The following is a 20,706-nucleotide window of genomic DNA, read 5'->3' as shown; positions in this document are numbered from 1 at the left end:
ACATGAGAATAGCTCGTCAACGCAGCCTGCATAAGCACGGTGTGCAGGAAATCCTATGAGCGACAACACCGAGACGGACAAGAAGTCGGTGGCCGCGCGCTTGGTCGGCATGGCACAGGAACGCTACCTGCTCGGACTCTCCGATGAGGGTGAGCCGTTCGGAGCTGACCGCGATCGCCCGCACTTGGTCATGCTCCTCCGCGCCGGCAAGGCCGGTCTACGCGCCGACCTAGCCGCACGGTACTTCGCCGAGACCGGCGCGGTCGCCGGCGGCCAGGCCCTGACTGACGCCACGCTGATCCTTGAAGGATTGGCTGCCACGAAGCCGCCCGAACGCCTGAACCTCCGCGTCGCTGACGATGACGGCACGATCTACATCGATACCGGACTACCCAACGGCCAGGTGATTCGTATCCGACAGGGCCGGTGGACGCTGACCGAGCGGGCACCTGTGCGCTTTCTACGCACCAAGTTGACCGGAGCGATGCCGCTGCCGGCTCAGGGCGGGGATATCGAGAAGCTCTGGGATTTCGTCAACGTCGACTTCGAAGACCGACCGGTCCTCCTCGCTGCCCTCATTGCCGCTCTTGTCCAGACCGACGTCCCACACCCGATCTTGGCGCTGTTCGCCGAGCAGGGCAGCGCCAAGAGCACAACCACACGCATGCTGGTCGATCTCATCGACCCGTCACCGGTTCCCCTACGGCAGGCACCGCGTGATTCCGATTCGTGGGTCACTGCGGCGTCCGGGTCGTGGGTTGTTGCCTTGGACAATCTGTCGACGATTCCGCCCTGGTTGTCGGATTCCCTGTGCCGTGCCGCCACAGGCGACGGCAACGTCAAACGGGCGTTGTACACGGACTCCGATCTCGCGGTGATCAAATTCCGGCGGTGCGTCATCATCAACGGCATCGACGTCGGCGCAGTGCGACCCGACCTCGCGGAGCGACTGGCGACAGTCGACCTGCGACGCATTGATCGCCACATGCGACAACCGGAAGCCACGATGCGACAACAGTGGCGCACGGCTCTACCAGGCATTTTGGGCGGGCTTCTTGATCTGGCCGCCGTGGTTCATCAACGGCTGGAAACCATTTCGGTCGACGTGTCGCCACGGATGGCGGACTTCAGTCGCACGCTGGCGGCCGTTGACGAGATTCTGTCGACCCATGGCTTCCGGCGTTACTTGTCACGCGCCAGTCAACTCTCCGAGGACAGCCTGTCCGCCGACCCGTTCATCGAACAGCTAAGGCTGCACATCCGGGAACCACTCATCGGAAAGTCCGGCGGCGACCTGCTGGCGACAGTCACGCCGACCGGCGACACCTGGCGCAGACCAAAGGAGTGGCCTCGGAACGGCCGGGATGTCACAGCCGTCCTGCGACGGCACGCACCTGCGCTCCGGAGTCTGGGTTGGGCGATCGAAGACGATGGCGCTCGAAATCATCGGAACGTGCTGCTGTGGACCATCTATCCGCCCTACAAAGATGTGTCGGCCAAACAACCCTCGCAATCCTCGCGTCCCTCGCGCATTTCGGCTCCGCGTGAGCTGTCGTCCTTTGTTCAAGATCTGCCGGCGCCCCGCCAGACCATCCCGAACAAGCATTCGGGCGACAATCTCGACGTCGAGGCCTCATGACCGCGCTCGTCGTCACGGCTGCGCCGGACCTTTCGGGCACAATCAGCACCACGTCCCTCTACGTGAGGAGTTGGTGTCCGTGAGCGCGCAATTCGAGGCGATCGCCCAGGCGGTCATCCACGACTGGCCTGACTACGGGTGGTCCGGCCGATTGGAGGCGGCCATCAAGCAGCTGTATCTGTCAGAACTTACTTATCCGGCAACATGGTCCAGCGACCGTTGCGAGGAGTTCGCAGAGAGCCACGCCGGCGACGACGCGCTCCTTCTCACCAGCTCACTGGACGACCTCATCGATACCGTCACAGATTGCTATGTGCGCGATCACGGAGTTCTCCCCCATCGTGACGATTCAGCTCTGTTACTTACAGCGGCGCGTCGGGACGTGCTCGACGAGCTGGAGCTCCGGTTCGCGGCTGGCCTACCTGCCGAGATCGCCGCGTTGACAGCCCACGGTGTTGGAAGGGCAAATGGCTCTCTGACGGCGTGCGGGCCGGCCCAACGGCGGCAGAGCAGCACACTGCGCCTAAGCCGTTCTTAGGTAGGTTCCGTTTTGCGGCGGCACCATCCGCTTCGAAATGGCCTTTCGCACTCCCGTGTCGACAGACGAGATGCGATCGAGCGGCGCATAGATCCCTTGAAGCCGCGTTCGCTATTTCCGGACCGGGGGCGCTGCCTCTCCTGCTCCTCATCTCTGACGATAGCGCCTACACTTGTCGGTAGGTGCATCTAAGGTGCATCTCTATGGACAGGACAGTATGACCATCGATCCACACACACTTCGCCCAGCTGAGGACGTTCCATTGGGGGGGCTGCCCTCGGCCGATCCGACCCTGCTCGGAAACGCTCCCCTCGAAGTCGCAGTGATCGAGATCCGGTATACCGCCCGTACCGACGAGATCACACCGGAGGTCGCCGCTGCTTTCCGGGACGACCTTGTGGAGAACACGGGGGTGGACTTCCCGAGCATTCAACCCACCGTTCAACAGCAGATGAGGATCGACTTCGGGGCCAACGGCGTTGCCCAGGTGGCAGCGGAGTCCAGTGGGTGGCAAATTGCTTCCGCGGACGGAGCACACGTCACGCTCATGCCCGACATCCTGATCATGCAGGTCAACCGCTACGAGCGGTGGCGTACCAGCATGAAGGCTCCGCTAACCGTTCTGGTCGAATCTCTCGGACGGTTAGTCAAGCCATCGTTGGTGCACCGCATCGGTCTGCGGTACGTCGACCGCTTCCATGACAGTGGGTTCAACTCTGCAGAGGCTTGGCGTGGCCGGATCGACGACACCCTTCTGGGCCCTGTGCTTAACCCAGTGTTCGGCGGCAGTGTTCGAGGTGCTCAACAGCAGGTGGAGATCCGGCTTGATGATCATCACGGCGCGTTGCTGCGGCATGGACCAGTTCGCGATGATTCGGGCAAGTGCGTGCAGTATCTACTCGATACGGACGTGTTCCGCCACTCCTCATTCACGTTCGACGTGCGAGAGGTCGTCATCTCAGCGGAGCGGCTGAACCGCACTTCGTTGTCACTTTTTCAGGCGTCGGTTACCGATACCTACCTGAAAGAGCTTCGAGAAGGGAGCGCGAAATGACGATCATGGAGCAGCAGCCGACCGGCTCCCGCGTGCTCCGGTCACCTTCCTGGGCCCGAGCACAAAAGGGCCTGTACCCGGCCCCTTGCGAGGACGGACTCTGGTCCAGCACGTTCGTGGAGATGAGTTCATCGCCGGGGTTGCGGGATGTCGTCGCGCATTTCTCTGGAGCCCTCGACCCGTGCGGATGGGATCAGGTTCGCGTCGAAGTTTTCAAGAGTCTCGACGGGCAGATGAACCTTCCGGGCTCGGCGCTGTGGTTGACGATGCCGTATACATTCATCGATACGGTGCTGTCCGACGAGCAACAGGTCGACGAGACGGTCGACGTTCTTGATGCCTTCGAACGAATCCGAGCCGAACTGGGCCTAACGCAGAAGGAGATGTTCAAGGCCACCGGCATCAACAAGCGCACGTTCCACTCGTGGGCGGCAAAGCCCCCCGCCAGCCGGCCCCGTGTAGCCAGCTTGGGTGGACTGTGGGAGTTGGCGGACGCCGTCGACGACCTCCGCAGCACACTGGACCAGCCGATGAACAGGTGGCTGCGTGCCGACAAGAAGCGAGCCTCCGCACTACTCGACGGCCGGTTCGACGACCTCGTTGACCTGGCTGTGGATCGGACGCCGTTCCCTCGGCGAGAGATCGGCACTTCGGTATACGAGGGGATCGCCGAACACGTCGAGACACCGATCATTCGAACCGGTGGTCCGGTGGTGACCGAGAACGTCGAGGACGGATTCGCCCGGTGACTATTGATCGACTCCTGCCGGAGCGATGGCCCCCGCACACGCTTCTCGCTCTGGAGCGGTGGCGGCAAGGGCATCTTCTCCCGATGGATCGCGGCGCATGGATCGTCCCAGCGTGGGTAGATGACCCTGTAACCGGAGAACCCGCTGCCGATGGAGCGTTGGGTGAGGTGCGTGCTCGGTCAGCACCATTGAGCGACAGCGGGTATGCCGCGGTGGTGTCACAGACCTGCGACATTGCGGGCGGTCCCGGGATGCGGCATCCGCTGGTGCAGGCATGCCCGGTACGCGACATCTCAGTCTTTTCGACGGAGAAGGTCCAGCAGATCAAAGACCATCAGCTCTCCGACTACGTCTGGCTAAGTGAGCCTCCGGTTCCTGGAGCGGTTTCGGCCGTGGACCTGCGCGCGATCGTTCCGGTCAGCAAGGGTTTGCTCGCTGCGCAGGAACCGGTCGTGGGGTTCGCCTCGATTGAGGACGAGCTCATTCTCGGACAGCGCCTTGCCAGCAAACTTGGCCGGCCTGCTGTGCACGATGCGCTTGCCGGTCCGGTATTCGAAGCTCTGCGCAAACTCATTTCGAAGGCGAAGAAGTCGCAGGACTGGTGCGATGACGTCGAACAGCTTCGTTTGGAGATCGTCGAGGGGACCACACTGTATCCGAAGCGTGTGCGACTACTCGTGCTGACAGACGTCCGCTTCGGACCGTCGGAGAAGAAACCGCTTCGCGACGAATGGAAGTCCCATCGGAAGTCATTGAACGCCGCCGGGATTACTTGGGAACCAATCCATTTCCTCACGGTCGACAAATGCCCCGTGCGACTCTATCGCGCGTCGGTACCCATCGAAGCGCCGACTCTCGAGCGCGGACGGTTTGCATAGACCCACTCGGGGTGTCCGCCTCACCAATCGCACAGCTGATTTCGGACAGGGTGGCCCCACGTACCTATCGAAGCACGCCGCGGTCCGCTCCCGGCCGGATCGCGGAGTCAGAAGGCAGGTTACGAGCGACTGCGCTCACTGGCGACGGATCCGCCCTAGGGCGCTCGGCAACGCCGATGCCGATGTTGCGCAGGACGCACATCGATTGCCTGGCGGGTTATCTGCCACGTGACCCAGGTTACGCAGCGCGCATCACGCGGGCACAACGGGCGTTGACGACCAGATGATCGATACGGTTGCTGAGCCGTTCAGGCGCGATACGGATAAACAGCTTTGGCGAGATCACGCGCCGCCGTCAGAGTCGCTCGGTCGAGGTCCTTGTGCCGTGCCCGTTCCGTGAGCCTCGCTAGCAGCGTGCACAGCGCCCGCTCGTCCCGGGAGGCAATGTCTGCGGCGTCGAGCGCGCTGACAGGGACAGGAGCCGGTGAATCTTCAGGCGTCAGGGCGAGGTCGGTCGCGGAACCGGCCCTCGGCACCTCGACGACGCGGATCGGCGTTCCGTGGCGCTCGGCAGCCATGCGTGCAGCAGATGAGTCGCGCCGACACGTGTCCGAGCAGTAGAGCCGGCGGCGTCCGCGACGTGGCCTGTCTTCAGGATCCATCATCAACACATCGCATCGCACGCACCGCGGCCACTCCGTGTCCACACGAGCGTCGCGCCATGCATCAGCGCGCGCAGCCGGTTGCTTCTTAACGGTTTTCGCCGCCTTGCTGCGCAGCAGCGCGCGTATCTCTCTGACATCAACACCGACCAGCTCGGCGATAGCCGCCAACGTCGCGCCACGTTCCCGCATGTCCTTGATCGATGCACAGGCTTCCGCGTAATAGCGGCTGCGCCTGCGCTGCGCCTCCGCCTCCGCTTGCTGGCGAGACTGCGCGACGCGACGGGCCTGCCATTCGTCCACATCCTGCAGGCGTCCGATCAACGCCCGAACGGCGGTCGCGTCATCGGCGTTGGCACGGTCCTGCTGCGCTCGCACTTCGTTCGCTCGGCGTTGCGCCTCGACGGCGCGACGACGCGCCTCCAGTTTCGACACAGCAGTCATGTCGACAACCTACGAAGCAACACGAGGTTTGGTCCACGACCACAGCCACATTCGTCTCAGTTCCGCGCGTCGCTCAGCGTCACTTCCGATGGCGCGCCCCGGCCGCTGTCGTCACTGCCGAGTAACCCGCCCCGCTTGCCACCAAGCCATCCCTGCCAGCCAGTTCCTCCAATTCCGACACACCTCTTGCACTCTGGGGCCAGCACGATCACTTTTCGTCGGACGATAAACACGCATCGATCCGCAATGCCATTGACGAAAGTGCTACGGGGTCTCAACGCGAGCAACCGCACTGCGAACGCTGAGGCGGTTCACGTCGCCTGGCCCGACATAGTCGTCGTGGGCATGCCTGCGATCTGCGTGCACGGCCCCTAGCGAGTGACGGCGAACATTTCGCCGGTGCCATCGCCGACGTGACTGGAGTGCAGAGGAAAGTTCGAAGACCAGCCAGACTGGGCGCAGTGAAACTCGTTGTGCTAGAGGGCTATGCGAGCGGTCGCCCTGCATGCAGACTGGCGGCCTTCACGCGCTTGGTCTCGCCATCGTCGCTCTTGCAGTGGGCGGCGAGAAAGCCATCGACGAGGTTCACGCAGTCGTCGTGAGTGATGGCGCGAATGCCGGTCATCCGGGCAAACGCCAGTGGGCCGACCAGTTGGCACAGCGCCAGTTCTCGGTCGAAGTTCTCCAACTCGGCTTGCGCCGTCGGGCTAGAGAGTTGGCGTCGAACGGTTGCCGGTACTGGTCGACGACTCGGGCCCGCAACGCGCCGGATGTGTGTCGATCATCGGCTTCGTTCGTCGGGCCGGTGGGACCAAGGGACAGCCATGCCAGCGTCGTGACATGCAGTGGCGCGTCGTTGAAAAGAGCGGCTTGGCGGCTTAGCAATTCGATCAACTGGTCACGCAGAGGGCCGCTGGTCGGTACCGGAGTCGTCACCTGGGGAAGCAAGCGTTCGAACGTGGCTGCGAGCAGGTGCGACGAACTTTGGAAATGGCGGTAAAGCGTGGTTCTGGCCACTTTGGACGCTTTGGTGACGGCATCGATCGTGACGGCTTCCACGCCGCCAGTGCTCAGAAGGGTCGCGGCTGCATCCAGCAGTCGATTTCGAGACCGGATTCGCCGCGGGTCCACGTCATCGTCAGGGACCGGCGCTGGCTGACTGTCGCTCACTCATTCACCTCGGCGGGTCAACTTCGGCGGCAATGCGTGGATCAGATTGAACGTGGACCGGACTGCCCTGGCGACATCGAGGCGGGCGAGCATTCCCGAATGATGCTGTCGAGGTTTTGCTGCACGCGCTCGGGAGCGATGCCAACCGATGGTGAATACAGCATGATGTGGTCGAGGACGCCGTCGTAGCGTCTCAGCTGTTCACGGACCTCGTGTGCCGTCCCCGCGACGCCCATGGTGTCGATCATCTCCTCGGACACCGCGGCGAACATCGCCGGGAAATCGCGCTGGGCGAATGCTTCCCGGATGGTTCGGCCTTCGCTGGCGAAGCCGTTCACATCAAGTACCGTCTCGTAGGATTTGACCGAGGAGTAGAACGCAATCTGCTGCGCCAGTTCGCGCCTGGCGACCTCGGCGTCGTCGTGGATGGCGCACATCACCATGGAAATAATTTCCACGTCATTGGGGTCGCGGCCGGTGTGCGCGGCACCCCTGGCGATAGCGGGCCGGACGATCTCCTCGACGTAGGTGGTGGTGAACAGGGGATGTCCGGCCAGCCCGTCGGCCACCCGCCCGGCCGCCTCGCACATCCGAGGCCGGACACCGGCGGTGACGATCGGGATCGGCCGGCTGGAGGGTCCCACGTCGCCGGTCGGCGTGAGATTCATTCTGTAAAAACGACCCTCGTGATGGATCGGGCCTTCATGCAGGTTCCATATCCGGCGCAGCAGCATCACGAGTTCTTCCATCCGCAGCGCGGGCGCGGAGGTGTCGGGCACGCCGTGCCAGTCGCTCATCATCCGCTTGGTGCCGTTGCCGATGCCCAGCACCAGCCGTCCGTTGGAGAGTTCGTCGAGATCACGCGCCTCGGTGGCCAGCACCAGGGGGCTTCGGCCGACGCCGTAGAGAATGGAGGAACCGATCCGGCAGTTCTGTGTGCAGTTGGCCATCGCGGCCATGGAGATCGAACCCGACCGGGAGTAGAACTCCGAGGCCCATACGGCGTCGAACCCGGCCGCATCGGCGGCGTGTGCGGTCTGGGCCAGTGACTTCAAATCCGCGCCGAGAACCGACAGGCCGTAGGTGCTCATGACCGGTCTCCTGTGCGCGGGCGCGGGCCGTCGAATACGACGGCGCTGACCCGTGGCCGCCGTCTGGTGGAGGTGATCCTCGGCGACCAGGTACATGAGTGCGTTGATGATGTTTGCGTCGAGCGGGGTAAGAGACGTGGAACGCGCGCGGCCAGCCGTGCGCCACCTCCAAGGCTGGTGCTCAGCATCTTCCCTCCCTGGGTGACCGCACAATGCAGGGTGTCGAAGTCGCCTTCTGTATGGAACTAGTGAAGTGCGCCATCGTGACGACGACGAATAACCCTGAGGCGGACGCGACTAGCTGACCGGTAGTCTCCTCGCGCAATTCTGTCCGGACTTCGAGTTTCCGGCCGGTCTTGGACACCAGCTCCGCGCTGACCTCGTAGGGGACCCCCAGCAACACCGGCGCGTAGAACTCGGTATCGAACCTGCGGGTGACGGCCATCTCACCGACGACGTACAGCAACATGCCCACCATGTCGTCGAGTACGGTCATGACTGCGCCGCCATGTGCGATACCGGGTGCGCCGCGATGTCTGCCGTCGAAGATATGCCTGGCACCCACCCCGTCGCCATGCCGACGCGCTCGCAGGCGATGACCGTGCGGATTGTCTGTGCCGCAACCAAGGCACCACGGGTGGTGCGCATCAAGGTAGTCGCCGTCGGCGGCGACAGCACGATCCTGAAAGCTATGCCACCATGCGATGGCCGAATCTTCTTCCGCTTGCTCTTCGATGACGAAACCCTCCTAAATAGACCCTCGTAGCGCGTGGTTCACCACACGACTGAAGAATTGCGCCGGCGTCGACTGGGCTGATCGCCGGTAGATATGTATGTAGGACTCGTTAGCCCGCCGAGATCATCGCTGCGACACACCTTCCGATTAGGACACTGTCGGCTATCTGGTCCTGCCCGTAATCCCTTGGACTGCAGTGTATTCATAGCCGGCCAGATCGCGTCACAATGAACTGGCACACAGTCCGCAGCGCCTCACAACTCCTGGGAGAAGGCGTCACGCTGGGCTCCAGCACCAGCCATGAGCGGGCCGTACCGGTGATGCAACTCTGTAACGATGTCGGTGAAGGGGAGATCGTGGTACCAACCGCGGTCGTTGAGGTACTCCATGTGTTGGCTTCCCCCACCGTCGTAGGCATGGAGGAGCGCATCGGTGTGGCCGTCGAAGTCGATCGGAGGTACACCGAATCGCGCGCAGAGCTCGGCATTGAACGCCGGAGTAGCCTTCACCCAGCGGTTGTTGAGTTGTAATTCGCTATATCCGTGGTAGACGAACACGTCGGTACCTCCCATCCGGGCACGCAATGTGGTGGTCTGCAGATGGTTGCGCACGTCCGCGAATCCGAGCCGGGCCGGAATGCCCGCCGCACGAGCTGCCGCGGTCAGCAGCACCGCCTTCGGTATGCAATACGCCCTCGACGCTGTCGCTACATAGCTCGCCCGATAATGCTCGGGATCGTCGTCGGTGCTATAGGGATCGTACCAAATCCTGTCCCGCACAGCGGTGAAGATCAACCTCGCCTTCTGCACAGGGTCACGAACGTCACCGACCGCGTCCTCGGTGAAGCGCTGTACATCGTCGTGCTGCCAATCGAGGAACCCAGTTGTCTCCAGGAAACTCGATTCGTTTGAAGTGTCGCTCACAGATAGCCTTTCAGATAAGCCTCGAGGCCGGTATCGACAGTGCCAACGGATCGACTGGCCGTTTCGAGGGCTTCGACGAGGCGTGTTTCGGAGTCCGGGATCGTCGCGGCGATTTTGGCCGCAGCGAGACTACGACTCCGTAGCGATGTGCCGGCATCGGTGGCTGCGGCCGCAAGCTCAGACCACGCTTGGGAAGCGTGTCGGGCCGCGGCCGCCGCTTCGGCTGCGGCGGCGTCCCCGAGGAGATCGGCGATATTCTGGCAACCTTGTGCTTGCAGCATACGAAAGAGCCCGCCACCGGTTCCGGCTTTCTCGATGAACGCCCCGAGCCCGAACAATGCCGCGGTCAGGGCGTCGTCATCAAACACCGTTGGCCAATGCCGTACGTCATCGGCGAACTCCTGCACACCCTTCAAACCGGAAGCCTCGACTTCAGCTGCCTCGATGCGCAGTAGCGGCGCACCTACGGCACCGCCGCGCATGAAAGCTGCGCTCGCGGCTAATGCAGTGGCGGCAATCGGCCCAAGGTCGGGCACTCGCTCCGGCCAGTCGACGTGATATGTGGTGTGCCGGGTCGGTGTAGGGAACCCTACCGAGGACCGCGCCCGGCGCAGGTCATCATAAGCCACCGTTTGGGTGGTCTCGCGGTCATTATCGACCACATAGGCAACCCCTTGTTCGTCATCATATCCGGTGATGACGATGTCGTGACGGCTCATGTGCAATCGGACGCGCAGGTAAGGAAGTTCGCCGATGTCAGCCCAGACCATGACGGGTCGGCCCTTGTCGACTTCGTCGGTAACAAATGACCATCCCACGTCTGCGTCATCGGTCGATCGCACGACGCAGTTTGCACCAACTCGGGAGAGGTAGTCTTTTTCCAGGTCGCTTCCTCGTCCTACCAGGTAGATCTGGGGAAACAATTGCGTAGAGCGGACGTACGAGAAGTCCAAGGCTCCGCCGAGGGTGAAGACCAATCCTTCACTGAGTGTTTCTGTCCCCCATCCTAGTTGTGCCCATTCAGTAAGGTCACGCAGCGCACCGGAACCACAGTGCCCTCCTCTCCTATGGAGATAGGGAATTTCAATCCTCGCCATCGCCGCTTCCTCTCTTATCCAATAGCACTGTTAACACTCATCGAAAGCTACATACCATCAAGGCGTCCCGGCTGGCGGTAGGTGCCAGAACTGTTCGACCGCAGCCAATCTCACCCGCGCAGCTCGAGCGCCTATGACTATGGGAAACATTGCTTTCGATCGCTATCCCGCATCGAAGCGTCAACGGTGAGAGCCCCTGACCCGCAGCATCGCCATCGTTGTACTGAGCTCGCTTGGTGCCGTTTTGCGCTTCCCTGCTTTGGGTGCTCTGTCAGAATCGGATGAGTCCTCGGATGTTGCGGCCTGACCGCATGTCGTCGTAGCCCTCGTTGATCTGATCGAGGGTGTACTCACGGGTGATCAGCTCGTCGAGTTTGAGGTGTCCGGAGTTGTAGAGTTCGACGAGCCGCGGGATGTCGTGGGCGGCGTTGGACGAGCCGTAGAGGGCGCCGCGGATCTGCTTTTCATACAGCGTTAATTCCAGCAGTGAACCCGACATCGATGTGTCTTCGGGGTGCCCGATCGCGGTAATGACCACACGGCCGCGTTTACCGACCAATGACAGCGCCTCGCCGATGTAGGACCCCTCGGCGACGTCGGTGGTCAAGACGCAGACGTCGGCGAGTTTGCCACGGGTGATGTCGCTGATCAGTGACCAGGCGTCATCGATGGTGGCAACGGCATGCGTCGCGCCGAAACCGCCAGCTTGTTCGCGCTTGAACTCCACTGGGTCGACAGCCACGATGGTCAACGCGCCAGCGATGCGGGCGCCTTGGATCGCATTCATGCCGATGCCGCCGGCGCCGATCACGACCACGGTGTCCCCGGCGCGCACGTCACCGGTGCGTACCGCCGAGCCGTAACCGGTCGTGACACCGCAACCGATCAAGGCCGCCTTGTCCAACGGTGTCCCGTGGTCAACCTTGACCAAGGAGGCCTTCGGCACCACGGTGTATTCCGAGAACGTGCCCAGCAAGCACATCTGGCCGACATCCTCGCCGCGGGCATGGAAGCGGTAGGTGCCGTCGATCTGGGGTCCCATCATAATCGCCGCACCCATGTCGCACAGGTTTCCCATCCCGCGCGCGCAGTAAGAGCAGTGCCCGCAAGACGGCAGGAACGTCAGGATGACCGAATCGCCCTCGGCCAGGTCCTCGACACCTGCACCCACCTCGACCACGGTGCCGGCGCCTTCATGACCACCGACGACGGGCAGCGGAAACGGCAGATCACCGGTCACCAGGTGTTCGTCTGAATGGCACAACCCGCTGGCGGTCAACCGGACCAGCACTTCATCCGCACCGGGCGGATCCAGCTCGATCTCATCAACCTCCCACTTCTCTCCCAAGCCCCAGAGCACGGCAGCGCGTGTTTTCATGTGTGTCCTCTCCTCAACGTCGGTGCTTCCGTAGCAGTGGATGGTTCACGCCAGCGTCTCGACGGCGAGCTCACCGTCGGCATGCTGGCGGCGCAGCTTCTTCTTGTCGAACTTGCCAGTAGACGTCAACGGAACGTCGGCGACGAACGCCCACCGTTCCGGTAGCCACCACTTGGCCACCCGTGCACGCAGGAACTCAGTCAACTCCGCAGCGGTGGCGGTGCAGTCAGCGGCCAGGACCACCACTGCCAGCGGCCGTTCCTGCCACTTGTCGTCGGGCACTCCAATCACCGTGGCGGTGCGTACTGCAGGGTGAGCGGCCAACTCGTTCTCCAATTCCACCGAGGAGATCCACTCCCCTCCAGACTTGATCACGTCTTTGGCGCGGTCGGTGAGAGTGATGAACGCATCGGCGCTGATGGTCCCGACATCCCCGGTGCATAACCAACCGTCCGGCGACACCGCCGGACTGTCATGCTCGTAATAGGACTGAGTGATCCACGGGCCGCGGATCTGAATCTCCCCCACCGACAGTCCGTCCCAAGGTTGTTCTGCACCGCTGTCATCAACGATGCGCGCCTGCACACCGGCCACTACCCTGCCTTGGGTTCCCCGCAGGTAAAGGGACCTCTCCGGGGTGTCGGTGTTCCGCGGCAGAGCGACCGCAGCCAGCGGGGAGGTCTCAGTCATCCCCCAGGCCTGCACGATTCGGATGCCCAGTTCGTCATAGGCAGTCATCAACGACCTCGGAACCGCCGAACCACCGCACGCCACCATCTCCAGCGAACTCACGTCGTGGCCGGGATTGTCGCGCAGGTAGTGCAAGACATCGGTCCAGATCGTCGGCACAGCGCCCGCCATCGTGGGCCGGGCCGCCTCGATCATCTCCACCAATGGCCCCGCCTGCAGGAAACGGTCAGGCAGCAGAAGCTGCGCCCCCGCCATCATCGCCGCATACGGCAACCCCCAGGCATTAGCGTGGAACATCGGAACGATCGCCAACACCGTGTCGTCATGACCGATGCCCAAGGCGTTCGAGGTGCACGCCGATTGAGAGTGCAACCACGTCGAACGGTGGCTGTAGACAACGCCTTTCGGGTGCCCGGTAGTACCGCTCGTGTAGCACATCGCTGCGGCCGACTGCTCGTCGACGTCGGGCCAGTCGAACGTGCTCGGCTGGGCTGCCACCACATCGTCGTAGCGAAGGACGTCCTTTCCGCAGCCCTGCACTGCGGTAAGATCACCCGTGCCGGTCACCAGCACCGTGCGCACCGAGGTCATCGACGGCAACGCCGCCGCCAACAGGTTCAGCACCGTACCGTCGACGATGATCACCTGATCTTCGGCATGATTGGCGATCCACGTCAGCTGTTCAGGTGGCAGCCGCAGATTCAACGTATGTAGCACCGCACCCATCGACGGCACCGCCGCGTAACAGTCCAGGTGCTCCTGGTTGCTCCACTGCAGCGTCGCGACACGCTCGTCTCCACAAATGCCTATCTCGCGCAACGCATTCGCCAACCGCGCCGCACGCTGCCCCAACTCATGATACGACACCCCAGAGATCTGTTGGGGTCCGCGTGCGGTCAACACCTCGCGATCGCCATGGACTGCCGCAGCATGGGCCACGATCGCGGGCACCGTCAACGCAACGTCCTGCATCGTGCTCCTCATCGAGAGCCCGCCCGACAACCCTTGATGAGGCGACGGTCACGCATCGATGAGGTCCTGCCGATCCTGACTCTGCAGCATCAACCGGTACTCGGGGAACAGATTCTTGGCCTGCGGAATCAACTTGATCAACTTCGGCACCGGGCCCTTTGCGCGCACCGTCCCCTTGGCCATCGCCATCGTCAGGTTCACCTTGCCCAGCCAGAACTTGTTTCCAGTGTCCGCCGACATGAACAACTCCACGTTGGGCACCGCGGTACTGGCCGCTCCGGTCTCCACCACCTTCTTCGGCATGTCCACCGTTACCACCGCGTCCGGATCGGTGTAGTGCACCCGTAACACCACACCCGAATTTGCGAGCTTGTCCGCCAGTCCCTCCTTCTCCAAGCCCCGTTGAAAGATCCCACCCAAGAAGGCATAGACCTCGTCCTCGTCCTTGAATACCGCCACCGTCAATCTCCACCAATCTCGTTGTCAGAACAGAACAGTCGCGAGCATCGACTCAAGACGATGCTCCCTCCGCAAAAATCGTCACGCCTGTTGGCGACCTCCACTAGCTTCTGATGCGCTGCGGTAACACCGCCGAGGTGCCCGGCGGCATCCGCTAGCCAGTCCCCGCGGCCAGCGGAGTTGGATGGCGGTTCTCGCTGACGTTCGTCTCCGAGACACGCGTCGCAATCGCAGTCGCCGTCCCATCGCCCATGCAGCCATGACCTCAGACCGAGCCGGCGAGCATGAGTTCGGCCCGTTCGACGGGGACCTGCTGCGTAATGACCCGCTTGCTGAACATGAAGTCGCGGGGGCGATTGATGCAGTCGGCGGCGATGAGCTCGCCGGCACGCAGGTAGAAGCAGGTGAAGTCGCGGTCGCGGGTCGGGTCGCCGCTGAGGACCACCTCGTCGTACCCGGTGTTGAGACCCGCGATCTGGAGCTTGAGGTCGTATTGATCTGACCAAAACCAAGGCAGCGCTGATATCTTCTTGGACTTCCCGCACAAAGTCGCCGCCGCGACTTTGGCCTGCTCGGCCGCACTGGGCACGGACTCCAGACGTATACGGCGGCCGTAACGAGCCATGTCGTGGCTGACGCAGTCCCCGGCGGCCACGATGGCGGAGTCGCTGGTCTGGGCTTGGTCGTCGATCACGACGCCGTTGTCGACGACCAAGCCCGCGGCAGCGGCGAGCTCGGTGTTCGGCTCAACGCCGATGCCGACAATGACGAGGTCGGCAGGAATCGATTCGCCACCGGCCAGGATTACTTCGCGGATGATCCTGCCGTCGCCAGACAATGCCTTGACCAGCGCGCCCGTCCGGATGTTGACGCCCTCCTCCCGGTGGATCCGGTCGAAGAACGCCGATACCTCGGGCGCGGTGACCCGTTCGAGGACGCGCTCGGTCGCCTCAATCACGGTGACCTCCAGACCCAGTGCACGCAACGAGGCGGCCGTCTCCAGTCCGATGTAGCCGCCGCCGACGATCACAGCCCGACTCCCGGGGCTGGTGGCCTCGCGGATCATCTCGACGTCCGCGGCGGTGCGTAGGTAGAAGACTCCGGCCAGGTCGGCTCCCGGGGTAGGGAGCCGACGAGGGCGGGCGCCAGTGCACAGCGCGAGCTTGTCGTAGGGCAATGCGTCGCCGGTGTTCAGCGAGAGCTGACCCGCCGAGCGGTCGATCGCCTCCACCGTCGCATCCAGGAGTTGGATTCGCTGCTTGGTGTAGAACTCGGCGTTGCGGATCGCGAGCTCGTCGACTGTGCACTTCCCGGCCAGATATGCCTTCGACAGCGGAGGGCGTTGGTAGGGCAGCGCCGCCTCGTCGCCGATGAGGACGATCTCACCGGTCCACCCTTCCTGGCGCAGACTGGCCGCGAGTTGGGCCCCGGCATGGCTGGCCCCGACGATGAGCGTCCGCTCCAACGTCATGTGGCGGATTTCGGGGTGAGTCGGACCATCATCTTGCTGATACCCCTCACGAAGTTGGACTGCACGTACTCGGGTTCGCCGACGACCTCGATGTTGTCGAAGCGCGGAAGCAGCTCCTCCCAGAGAATCCGCAGCTGCATCTCGGCCAGCCGGTTGCCCATACAGCGGTGGATGCCAAAGCCGAAGGAGATGTGGTTGCGGGCGTTGGCCCGGTCGATGATCAAGTCGTCGGGTCGATCGAACACGCGCTCGTCGCGGTTGCCCGACGCGTACCACATCACGACCTTGTCGCCCTTGCGAATGAACTGCCCGTTCAGCATAGTGTCCGCCTTGGCGATCCGGCGCATATAGGCCAACGGTGTCTGCCACCGGATGACCTCCGAGACCATGTTGGGGATCAGGTCGGGGTTTGCCTTCAGCTTCTCGAACTGATCTGGGTACCGGTTCAACGCGAGAACACCGCCGCTCATCGAGTTCCGGGTGGTGTCGTTGCCTCCGACGATCAGCAGCACAAGGTTGCCCAAGAACTCCATCGGTCGTTTGATCAGATCCTTGGTGCTCTCGTTGCTCTGCAGCATGGTGATCAGATCGAAGCCGGTTTCCTCTCCGGCAGCTGTCCGGGCCGCCTTGTCGTGCCAGTGCTCGCTGAGACCTCGCGCCATGTCGCGCATGCCTGCGAACGTCTCGTCAAGGTCCGAGGGACCGCCATTGGCTTGCTCCATCGAGGTTGCCAGATCTGACCACTCGACGAGTTTGCGACGCTGCTCGTACGGGAAGTCCAGGAGGGTTGCAAGCATCCGCGCGGTCAACTCGATCGAGACATTCTGCACCCAGTCGAACGGCCGATCCACGGGCAGGTTGTCCAGCACCTCCTGCACGCGTGATCGAATCAGACCCTCCATCTCACGCAGGTTCTTGGGCGCGACCACCCCTTGGACAGCGGCCCGCTGCCTGTCGTGGCGTGGCGGATCCATCGCGATGAACATCGCGACATCAAGGAAACGAGGCGGGGCCCCGATGATGATGAAGGGCTCGGAGGAGAAGACCTCATGGTTCTTCTCGACGGCCACGATGTCGGCATGCCGCATGACGGACCAGAACGGACCGAACGGACTGTTGGGCTGATAGTGGACCGGAGCTTCGTTGCGCAGGCGCTCGTAGTATGACTGCCAGCGCCCCTGACGATAGAGGAAAGGATTGCTGAGATCGATGTCGGCGAGTTCGACGTCCTCGACCGGTGGGATGGGGCTCTCGGCGAAGAGCCTTTTCCCGTTCGTTCCGGTCACCAAACGCCGGGTCTTGTCATACAGGTGTGCGCCTTGAATCTGCAGGTCCATCGGGATGGTCGCCTGAACTTTCTCGGTGATTGCTTCAGAAACCTTCATTACGTCTTATCCGTCTCTCTCGTCGCTACAGTTGGAACTCGGGCAGATGGACGATCAAGCCGTCCCACGCCTCAGAGACCTGCATCTGGCAGGACAGCCGAGAGGTCGGCTGACGCTCGGGGTTCATCGCGAGCATCTCCTCTTCAACGGCGCCGGAGAGGCCGACCCGATCGGACCACTGCGGATCGACGATCACATGGCAGGTACCGCACGCCGCTTCGCCTCCGCAGTCGCCGTCGATGCCAGGCACTGCATTGTTGGTCGCGACCTGCATGAGTGACTGGCCTTCATCGAGAGGCACCTGGTGCTTGTCGCCGTCGTGGGAGACAAAAGTGACAACGGCCATTACCGACTCCTCTTAAGTTGCCCTGAATGTGAATACTTGTTAACAGGATTGTCCAATCCGAGCGCTTCCGCTATGTTTGCGCGGATCAGGAACTTGTGGATTGGGCTCAGGGGGCACGATCGGTGAAGTTCAGCAACGCCGGTGTGCCTCCGGTCGCGTTCGTGCAAATGCTGGAGAGCCAGGCACTCGACCCGGACGCCGTCGCGCGGCTTCGCACCATCATGGCGCGCGAGGGAACCGACGAGGCGACGCTGATGCAGCACGATGTCCAGGCCCCGTTACGGTGGTTCCGGGAGGTCTACCCCGATCTCGACGTCGACCAGGCAACCCTGCTCGGCTTCGCGTTCGCCGGACAGACACAGTTGACATCCTTCGGCCCGTTGAGCGTCCCGCTGGTCAGCGCGGGCTCGGTAGCCGAGATCGTCGAGCTGCTCACCTATCTACCGTTGATCACCACGGCGATCAATGCACAATTCCGTCCAAACGACCAAGGTCTCACCGTCGGGCTCTGGGGGCACACAGGCGATCGGGCCCTGGACTGCTTAGCAGTCACATATACCGGCTCGGCGTTGTTACGACTGCTGGACATGCTCGTCAGTGACGCGCTGACCGTCACGCTCCACTTGAGTTGGTCAGCGCCGGTCTCCCTGAACAAACTCGCGGCAGAGATGGTACTAGCCGGGCGCCTGTTCTTTGACGCACCGATGTCCTACCTTCATGTTCCCGTCAACGCGCTCAATGAAGTGTGCCGGTTCTCCGATCCCCTTGCGTATCGACTCGCCGTCGCCGAGCTGAGGCGGACCCTCGACGAGCAGAGCGGAGCCACGTCCTTCTCCAAGAAGGTGAGACGGTTGTTGGACGAGGATCCCGGACAGCGAAGTTGCCAGCGGGTCGCAGACGAACTCTCGGTATCCACCAGCACACTCAAACGCCGGCTCGCCGAAGAGGGCACCACCTTTCGCGAGTTGCGCCAGTCGTGTCTGCGGGAGAGCGCGATGATGCTGTTAATCACCCGATCAATGTCGGCAAGCCAGATCGCGACCGAGCTCGGATACGGCGATCTTGCTAACTTCTCACACGCCTTCAAGCGATGGACCGGCCGCTCTCCGAGCGAGTACCGACGCTCACAACGCTGAGGATGTCCCCGCACGCCCGGAGATAGCCGGTCATGGGTAGCTTCTTCTTCTGAAAAGATGTAACCGGTGCTTAAGAATCAGCCACGACGTCACCGAACGGCCGTGGAGGCCGCTGACCGAAGTCGAGTGAGTCATCAGTAGCAGGCCAAACCGTGCCCGACACGGCGACTGAACGGCAGAGCCGGGCGCTGGTGTGAATAGTCATTCGCTATTGTCGATACATGCCAGCGAAGACAGTCCGCACCGAACTCACCTCGGGCGCCATCGAAGGATTCACGCGGGACGGCGTCAATCGCTGGCGTTCCATTCCCTACGCCAAGCCACCAGTCGGCGCGCTGCGGTTCAAGGCTCCCCAGCCGGTCGAAGCGTGGGACGGCGTCCGACCCTGCCACCGATTCCGCTACTGCGCTCCACAGCCCCGCCGATACACCATCGTCGGTCCGGGCAAGTTCCAGCCCATGAGCGAGGACTGCCTCACCCTCAATGTCGTTGCACCCGACGGCGGCTCGGACCGACCTCTGCCCGTGATGTTCTTCATTCACGGCGGGGCGTACTTCCTGGGCAGTTCCGCGACACCGATCTATGATGGCGCGTCGCTTGCCCGCAGCGGTTGCGTGTACGTATCGACAAACTACCGCCTCGGCGCGCTAGGGGCTGTCGACCTGTCGTCGCTGTCCACCGCAGACATCCATATTGACGACAACCTCTACTTGCGTGACCTCGTGTCGGCGCTCAGGTGGGTACGCGAGAACATCGCGGCATTCGGCGGCGATCCCGATAACGTGACGATCTTCGGAGAGAGCGCGGGCGCGCACGCCGTTACCACTTTGCTGGCCGTGCCAGCGGCTAAAGGGCTTTTCGCACAGGCTATCTCACAAAGTCCGGCCGGCGCGCTATCCCGCTCCCAGGAGCTGGCCGCGGAGTTCGCCGCCAAGTTCGCATCCATTCTCTGCGCCGACGAGCGGGAGCCCGCCCGCCTCCTGTTGGCGGCGCGTCCGGCTCAACTGGTGAATGCATTCGATCGCTTGCTCACCACGAGTGCATCGGACCTTGCTGGCGGTTACCCGGTGGGATGCACATTCGGAACCGACTATCTACCGTCCGAGCCCATTCAAGCGATGCGCGACGGCAAGGCGTACCGTGTGCCGCTGATCGTCGGTACGAACGCCGACGAGGGCCGGTTGTTCACTCGCTTCCTCAAACTCCTCCCGACGAACGAAGCCAAGATCGAAGCGTTACTAGCGGGAGCGGAACCCACCTGTCGCGAGCGAATTACTGCTGCCTATCCCGAATATCCGGCCCCCGATGCCTGTATCCGACTGGGGGCCGACTTCACATTCGGATCGACACTGTGGCAGCTCGCGGATTCCCACAGTCGGCACGCCCCCACATATCTGTACCGCTATGACTTCGCCCCGCGAACTCTGCAATGGGCCGGGCTGGGTGCCACCCATGCGACGGAGCTTCTTGCGGTGTTCGACGCCTACCGCACGCCGCTCGGTCGGCTACTCAGCGCCGGAGCCGATCGCCGCTCGGCCCTACGCGTGAGCGACGACATGCAAGGGCGCTGGGATGCTTTCGCACGCACCGGAGTTCCAGGAGACGGCTGGCCGCGCTACACCAGCGACGCCCGTCCGGTCCTCGTCTTCGATCGCGCTTCGCGAGTGGACAACGACCCCCACGCCGACCGCCGGAAAGCATGGGAAGGTTTTCAGGCTCTACTGCCATGAATGTGGTTCCGGTGGAGTGTGTTATGTCTCGCGTGGCGTAGGGGTCTGGGCGCACGGGCAGCCCCTAGATTCGAAAGCTCCTACACCCCGACTCAAGGAGCTTGCCCGTGCGCGCGTCCACCCTACTCAATCGTGTCCTGAACCTGCCGGATACCACG

Annotated in this window: 19 protein-coding genes and 1 pseudogene; 8 read left to right on the top strand and 12 right to left on the bottom strand. The window is 62.7% G+C overall.

The window, feature by feature from the left end; genetic code table 11:
- The first annotated feature begins 55 nt into the window (after positions 1 to 55).
- From G6N10_RS15355 to G6N10_RS15335, 5 genes are all read left to right on the top strand, one after another.
- The gene (locus tag G6N10_RS15355; RefSeq protein ID WP_043985063.1) at positions 56 to 1,639 is read left to right on the top strand and encodes an AICE element replication initiation protein; all 1,584 of its coding nucleotides are present in this window, start codon (positions 56 to 58) and stop codon (positions 1,637 to 1,639) included.
- Between the two features lie 79 nt (positions 1,640 to 1,718).
- The gene (locus G6N10_RS15350) at positions 1,719 to 2,177 is read left to right on the top strand and encodes a hypothetical protein (protein WP_085095074.1); all 459 of its coding nucleotides are present in this window, start codon (positions 1,719 to 1,721) and stop codon (positions 2,175 to 2,177) included.
- 193 nt (positions 2,178 to 2,370) lie between these two features.
- Complete coding sequence (locus tag G6N10_RS15345) at positions 2,371 to 3,231, top strand: TIGR04255 family protein (RefSeq protein WP_082067868.1); 861 nt, start codon at positions 2,371 to 2,373, stop codon at positions 3,229 to 3,231.
- Complete coding sequence (locus tag G6N10_RS15340; protein WP_043985060.1) at positions 3,228 to 3,980, top strand: helix-turn-helix domain-containing protein; 753 nt, start codon at positions 3,228 to 3,230, stop codon at positions 3,978 to 3,980. The genes G6N10_RS15345 and G6N10_RS15340 overlap by 4 nt, the downstream gene beginning before the upstream one ends.
- Positions 3,981 to 4,063: 83 nt before the next feature.
- Complete coding sequence (locus G6N10_RS15335; RefSeq protein ID WP_163742521.1) at positions 4,064 to 4,858, top strand: hypothetical protein; 795 nt, start codon at positions 4,064 to 4,066, stop codon at positions 4,856 to 4,858.
- A gap of 308 nt (positions 4,859 to 5,166) precedes the next feature.
- Here G6N10_RS15335 and G6N10_RS15330 read toward each other — a convergent pair whose 3' ends face one another.
- The 4 genes and pseudogenes from G6N10_RS15330 to G6N10_RS15315 all read right to left on the bottom strand — a co-directional run bounded on the left by G6N10_RS15330 (position 5,167) and on the right by G6N10_RS15315 (position 8,790).
- Positions 5,167 to 5,964 (bottom strand): hypothetical protein, encoded by a 798-nt coding sequence (locus G6N10_RS15330; protein WP_043985058.1) that lies wholly within the window; start codon positions 5,962 to 5,964, stop codon positions 5,167 to 5,169.
- A 484-nt stretch (positions 5,965 to 6,448) separates the two neighbouring features.
- Positions 6,449 to 7,134: pseudogene (locus G6N10_RS15325) on the bottom strand (TetR/AcrR family transcriptional regulator).
- A 41-nt stretch (positions 7,135 to 7,175) separates the two neighbouring features.
- On the bottom strand, positions 7,176 to 8,225 hold the full coding sequence (locus tag G6N10_RS15320) for an LLM class flavin-dependent oxidoreductase (protein ID WP_062655119.1): 1,050 nt from the start codon (positions 8,223 to 8,225) through the stop codon (positions 7,176 to 7,178).
- A gap of 181 nt (positions 8,226 to 8,406) precedes the next feature.
- Positions 8,407 to 8,790 carry a PaaI family thioesterase gene (locus tag G6N10_RS15315; protein ID WP_078281697.1) on the bottom strand — a complete coding sequence of 128 codons (384 nt, stop codon included), beginning with the start codon at positions 8,788 to 8,790 and terminating at the stop codon, positions 8,407 to 8,409.
- Here G6N10_RS15315 and G6N10_RS15310 point away from each other — a divergent pair.
- On the top strand, positions 8,758 to 8,991 hold the full coding sequence (locus tag G6N10_RS15310; RefSeq protein ID WP_162291742.1) for a hypothetical protein: 234 nt from the start codon (positions 8,758 to 8,760) through the stop codon (positions 8,989 to 8,991). The two genes, G6N10_RS15315 and G6N10_RS15310, sit on opposite strands and share 33 nt — an antisense overlap.
- A gap of 224 nt (positions 8,992 to 9,215) precedes the next feature.
- Here G6N10_RS15310 and G6N10_RS15305 read toward each other — a convergent pair whose 3' ends face one another.
- The 8 genes from G6N10_RS15305 to G6N10_RS15270 all read right to left on the bottom strand — a co-directional run bounded on the left by G6N10_RS15305 (position 9,216) and on the right by G6N10_RS15270 (position 17,682).
- Positions 9,216 to 9,884: a transglutaminase-like domain-containing protein gene (locus G6N10_RS15305; protein ID WP_043985051.1), complete on the bottom strand. Its 669-nt coding sequence runs from the start codon at positions 9,882 to 9,884 to the stop codon at positions 9,216 to 9,218.
- Complete coding sequence (locus tag G6N10_RS15300) at positions 9,881 to 10,981, bottom strand: BtrH N-terminal domain-containing protein (RefSeq protein ID WP_043985049.1); 1,101 nt, start codon at positions 10,979 to 10,981, stop codon at positions 9,881 to 9,883. The genes G6N10_RS15305 and G6N10_RS15300 overlap by 4 nt, the downstream gene beginning before the upstream one ends.
- Positions 10,982 to 11,252: 271 nt before the next feature.
- Complete coding sequence (locus G6N10_RS15295; RefSeq protein ID WP_083000311.1) at positions 11,253 to 12,359, bottom strand: NDMA-dependent alcohol dehydrogenase; 1,107 nt, start codon at positions 12,357 to 12,359, stop codon at positions 11,253 to 11,255.
- Between the two features lie 45 nt (positions 12,360 to 12,404).
- A complete protein-coding gene (locus G6N10_RS15290; RefSeq protein WP_078290122.1) occupies positions 12,405 to 14,021 on the bottom strand; it encodes a fatty acid--CoA ligase in 1,617 nt (538 codons plus the stop codon).
- 48 nt (positions 14,022 to 14,069) lie between these two features.
- On the bottom strand, positions 14,070 to 14,480 hold the full coding sequence (locus tag G6N10_RS15285) for an SCP2 sterol-binding domain-containing protein (protein WP_067992196.1): 411 nt from the start codon (positions 14,478 to 14,480) through the stop codon (positions 14,070 to 14,072).
- A 265-nt stretch (positions 14,481 to 14,745) separates the two neighbouring features.
- Positions 14,746 to 15,951, bottom strand: coding sequence for an NAD(P)/FAD-dependent oxidoreductase (locus G6N10_RS15280; RefSeq protein WP_085095078.1), 1,206 nt, complete (start codon positions 15,949 to 15,951; stop codon positions 14,746 to 14,748).
- Positions 15,948 to 17,336, bottom strand: coding sequence for a cytochrome P450 (locus tag G6N10_RS15275; RefSeq protein WP_085095080.1), 1,389 nt, complete (start codon positions 17,334 to 17,336; stop codon positions 15,948 to 15,950). Before G6N10_RS15275 ends, G6N10_RS15280 begins: the two co-directional genes overlap by 4 nt.
- A 25-nt stretch (positions 17,337 to 17,361) precedes the next feature.
- Positions 17,362 to 17,682, bottom strand: a complete 321-nt coding sequence (locus G6N10_RS15270; protein WP_079626716.1) for a 2Fe-2S iron-sulfur cluster-binding protein — start codon at positions 17,680 to 17,682, stop codon at positions 17,362 to 17,364.
- Positions 17,683 to 17,804: 122 nt separating this feature from the next.
- Here G6N10_RS15270 and G6N10_RS15265 point away from each other — a divergent pair, with 122 nt between their 5' ends.
- Positions 17,805 to 18,818 carry a helix-turn-helix domain-containing protein gene (locus G6N10_RS15265; RefSeq protein WP_197745644.1) on the top strand — a complete coding sequence of 338 codons (1,014 nt, stop codon included), beginning with the start codon at positions 17,805 to 17,807 and terminating at the stop codon, positions 18,816 to 18,818.
- Between the two features lie 221 nt (positions 18,819 to 19,039).
- The gene (locus tag G6N10_RS15260; protein WP_085095082.1) at positions 19,040 to 20,548 is read left to right on the top strand and encodes a carboxylesterase/lipase family protein; all 1,509 of its coding nucleotides are present in this window, start codon (positions 19,040 to 19,042) and stop codon (positions 20,546 to 20,548) included.
- Positions 20,549 to 20,706: the final 158 nt, after the last annotated feature.

Source organism: Mycolicibacterium fallax, from assembly GCF_010726955.1.
GTDB classification, from domain to species: Bacteria; Actinomycetota; Actinomycetes; order Mycobacteriales; family Mycobacteriaceae; genus Mycobacterium; species Mycobacterium fallax.
This window is presented reverse-complemented; position numbering and strand designations above follow the sequence as displayed.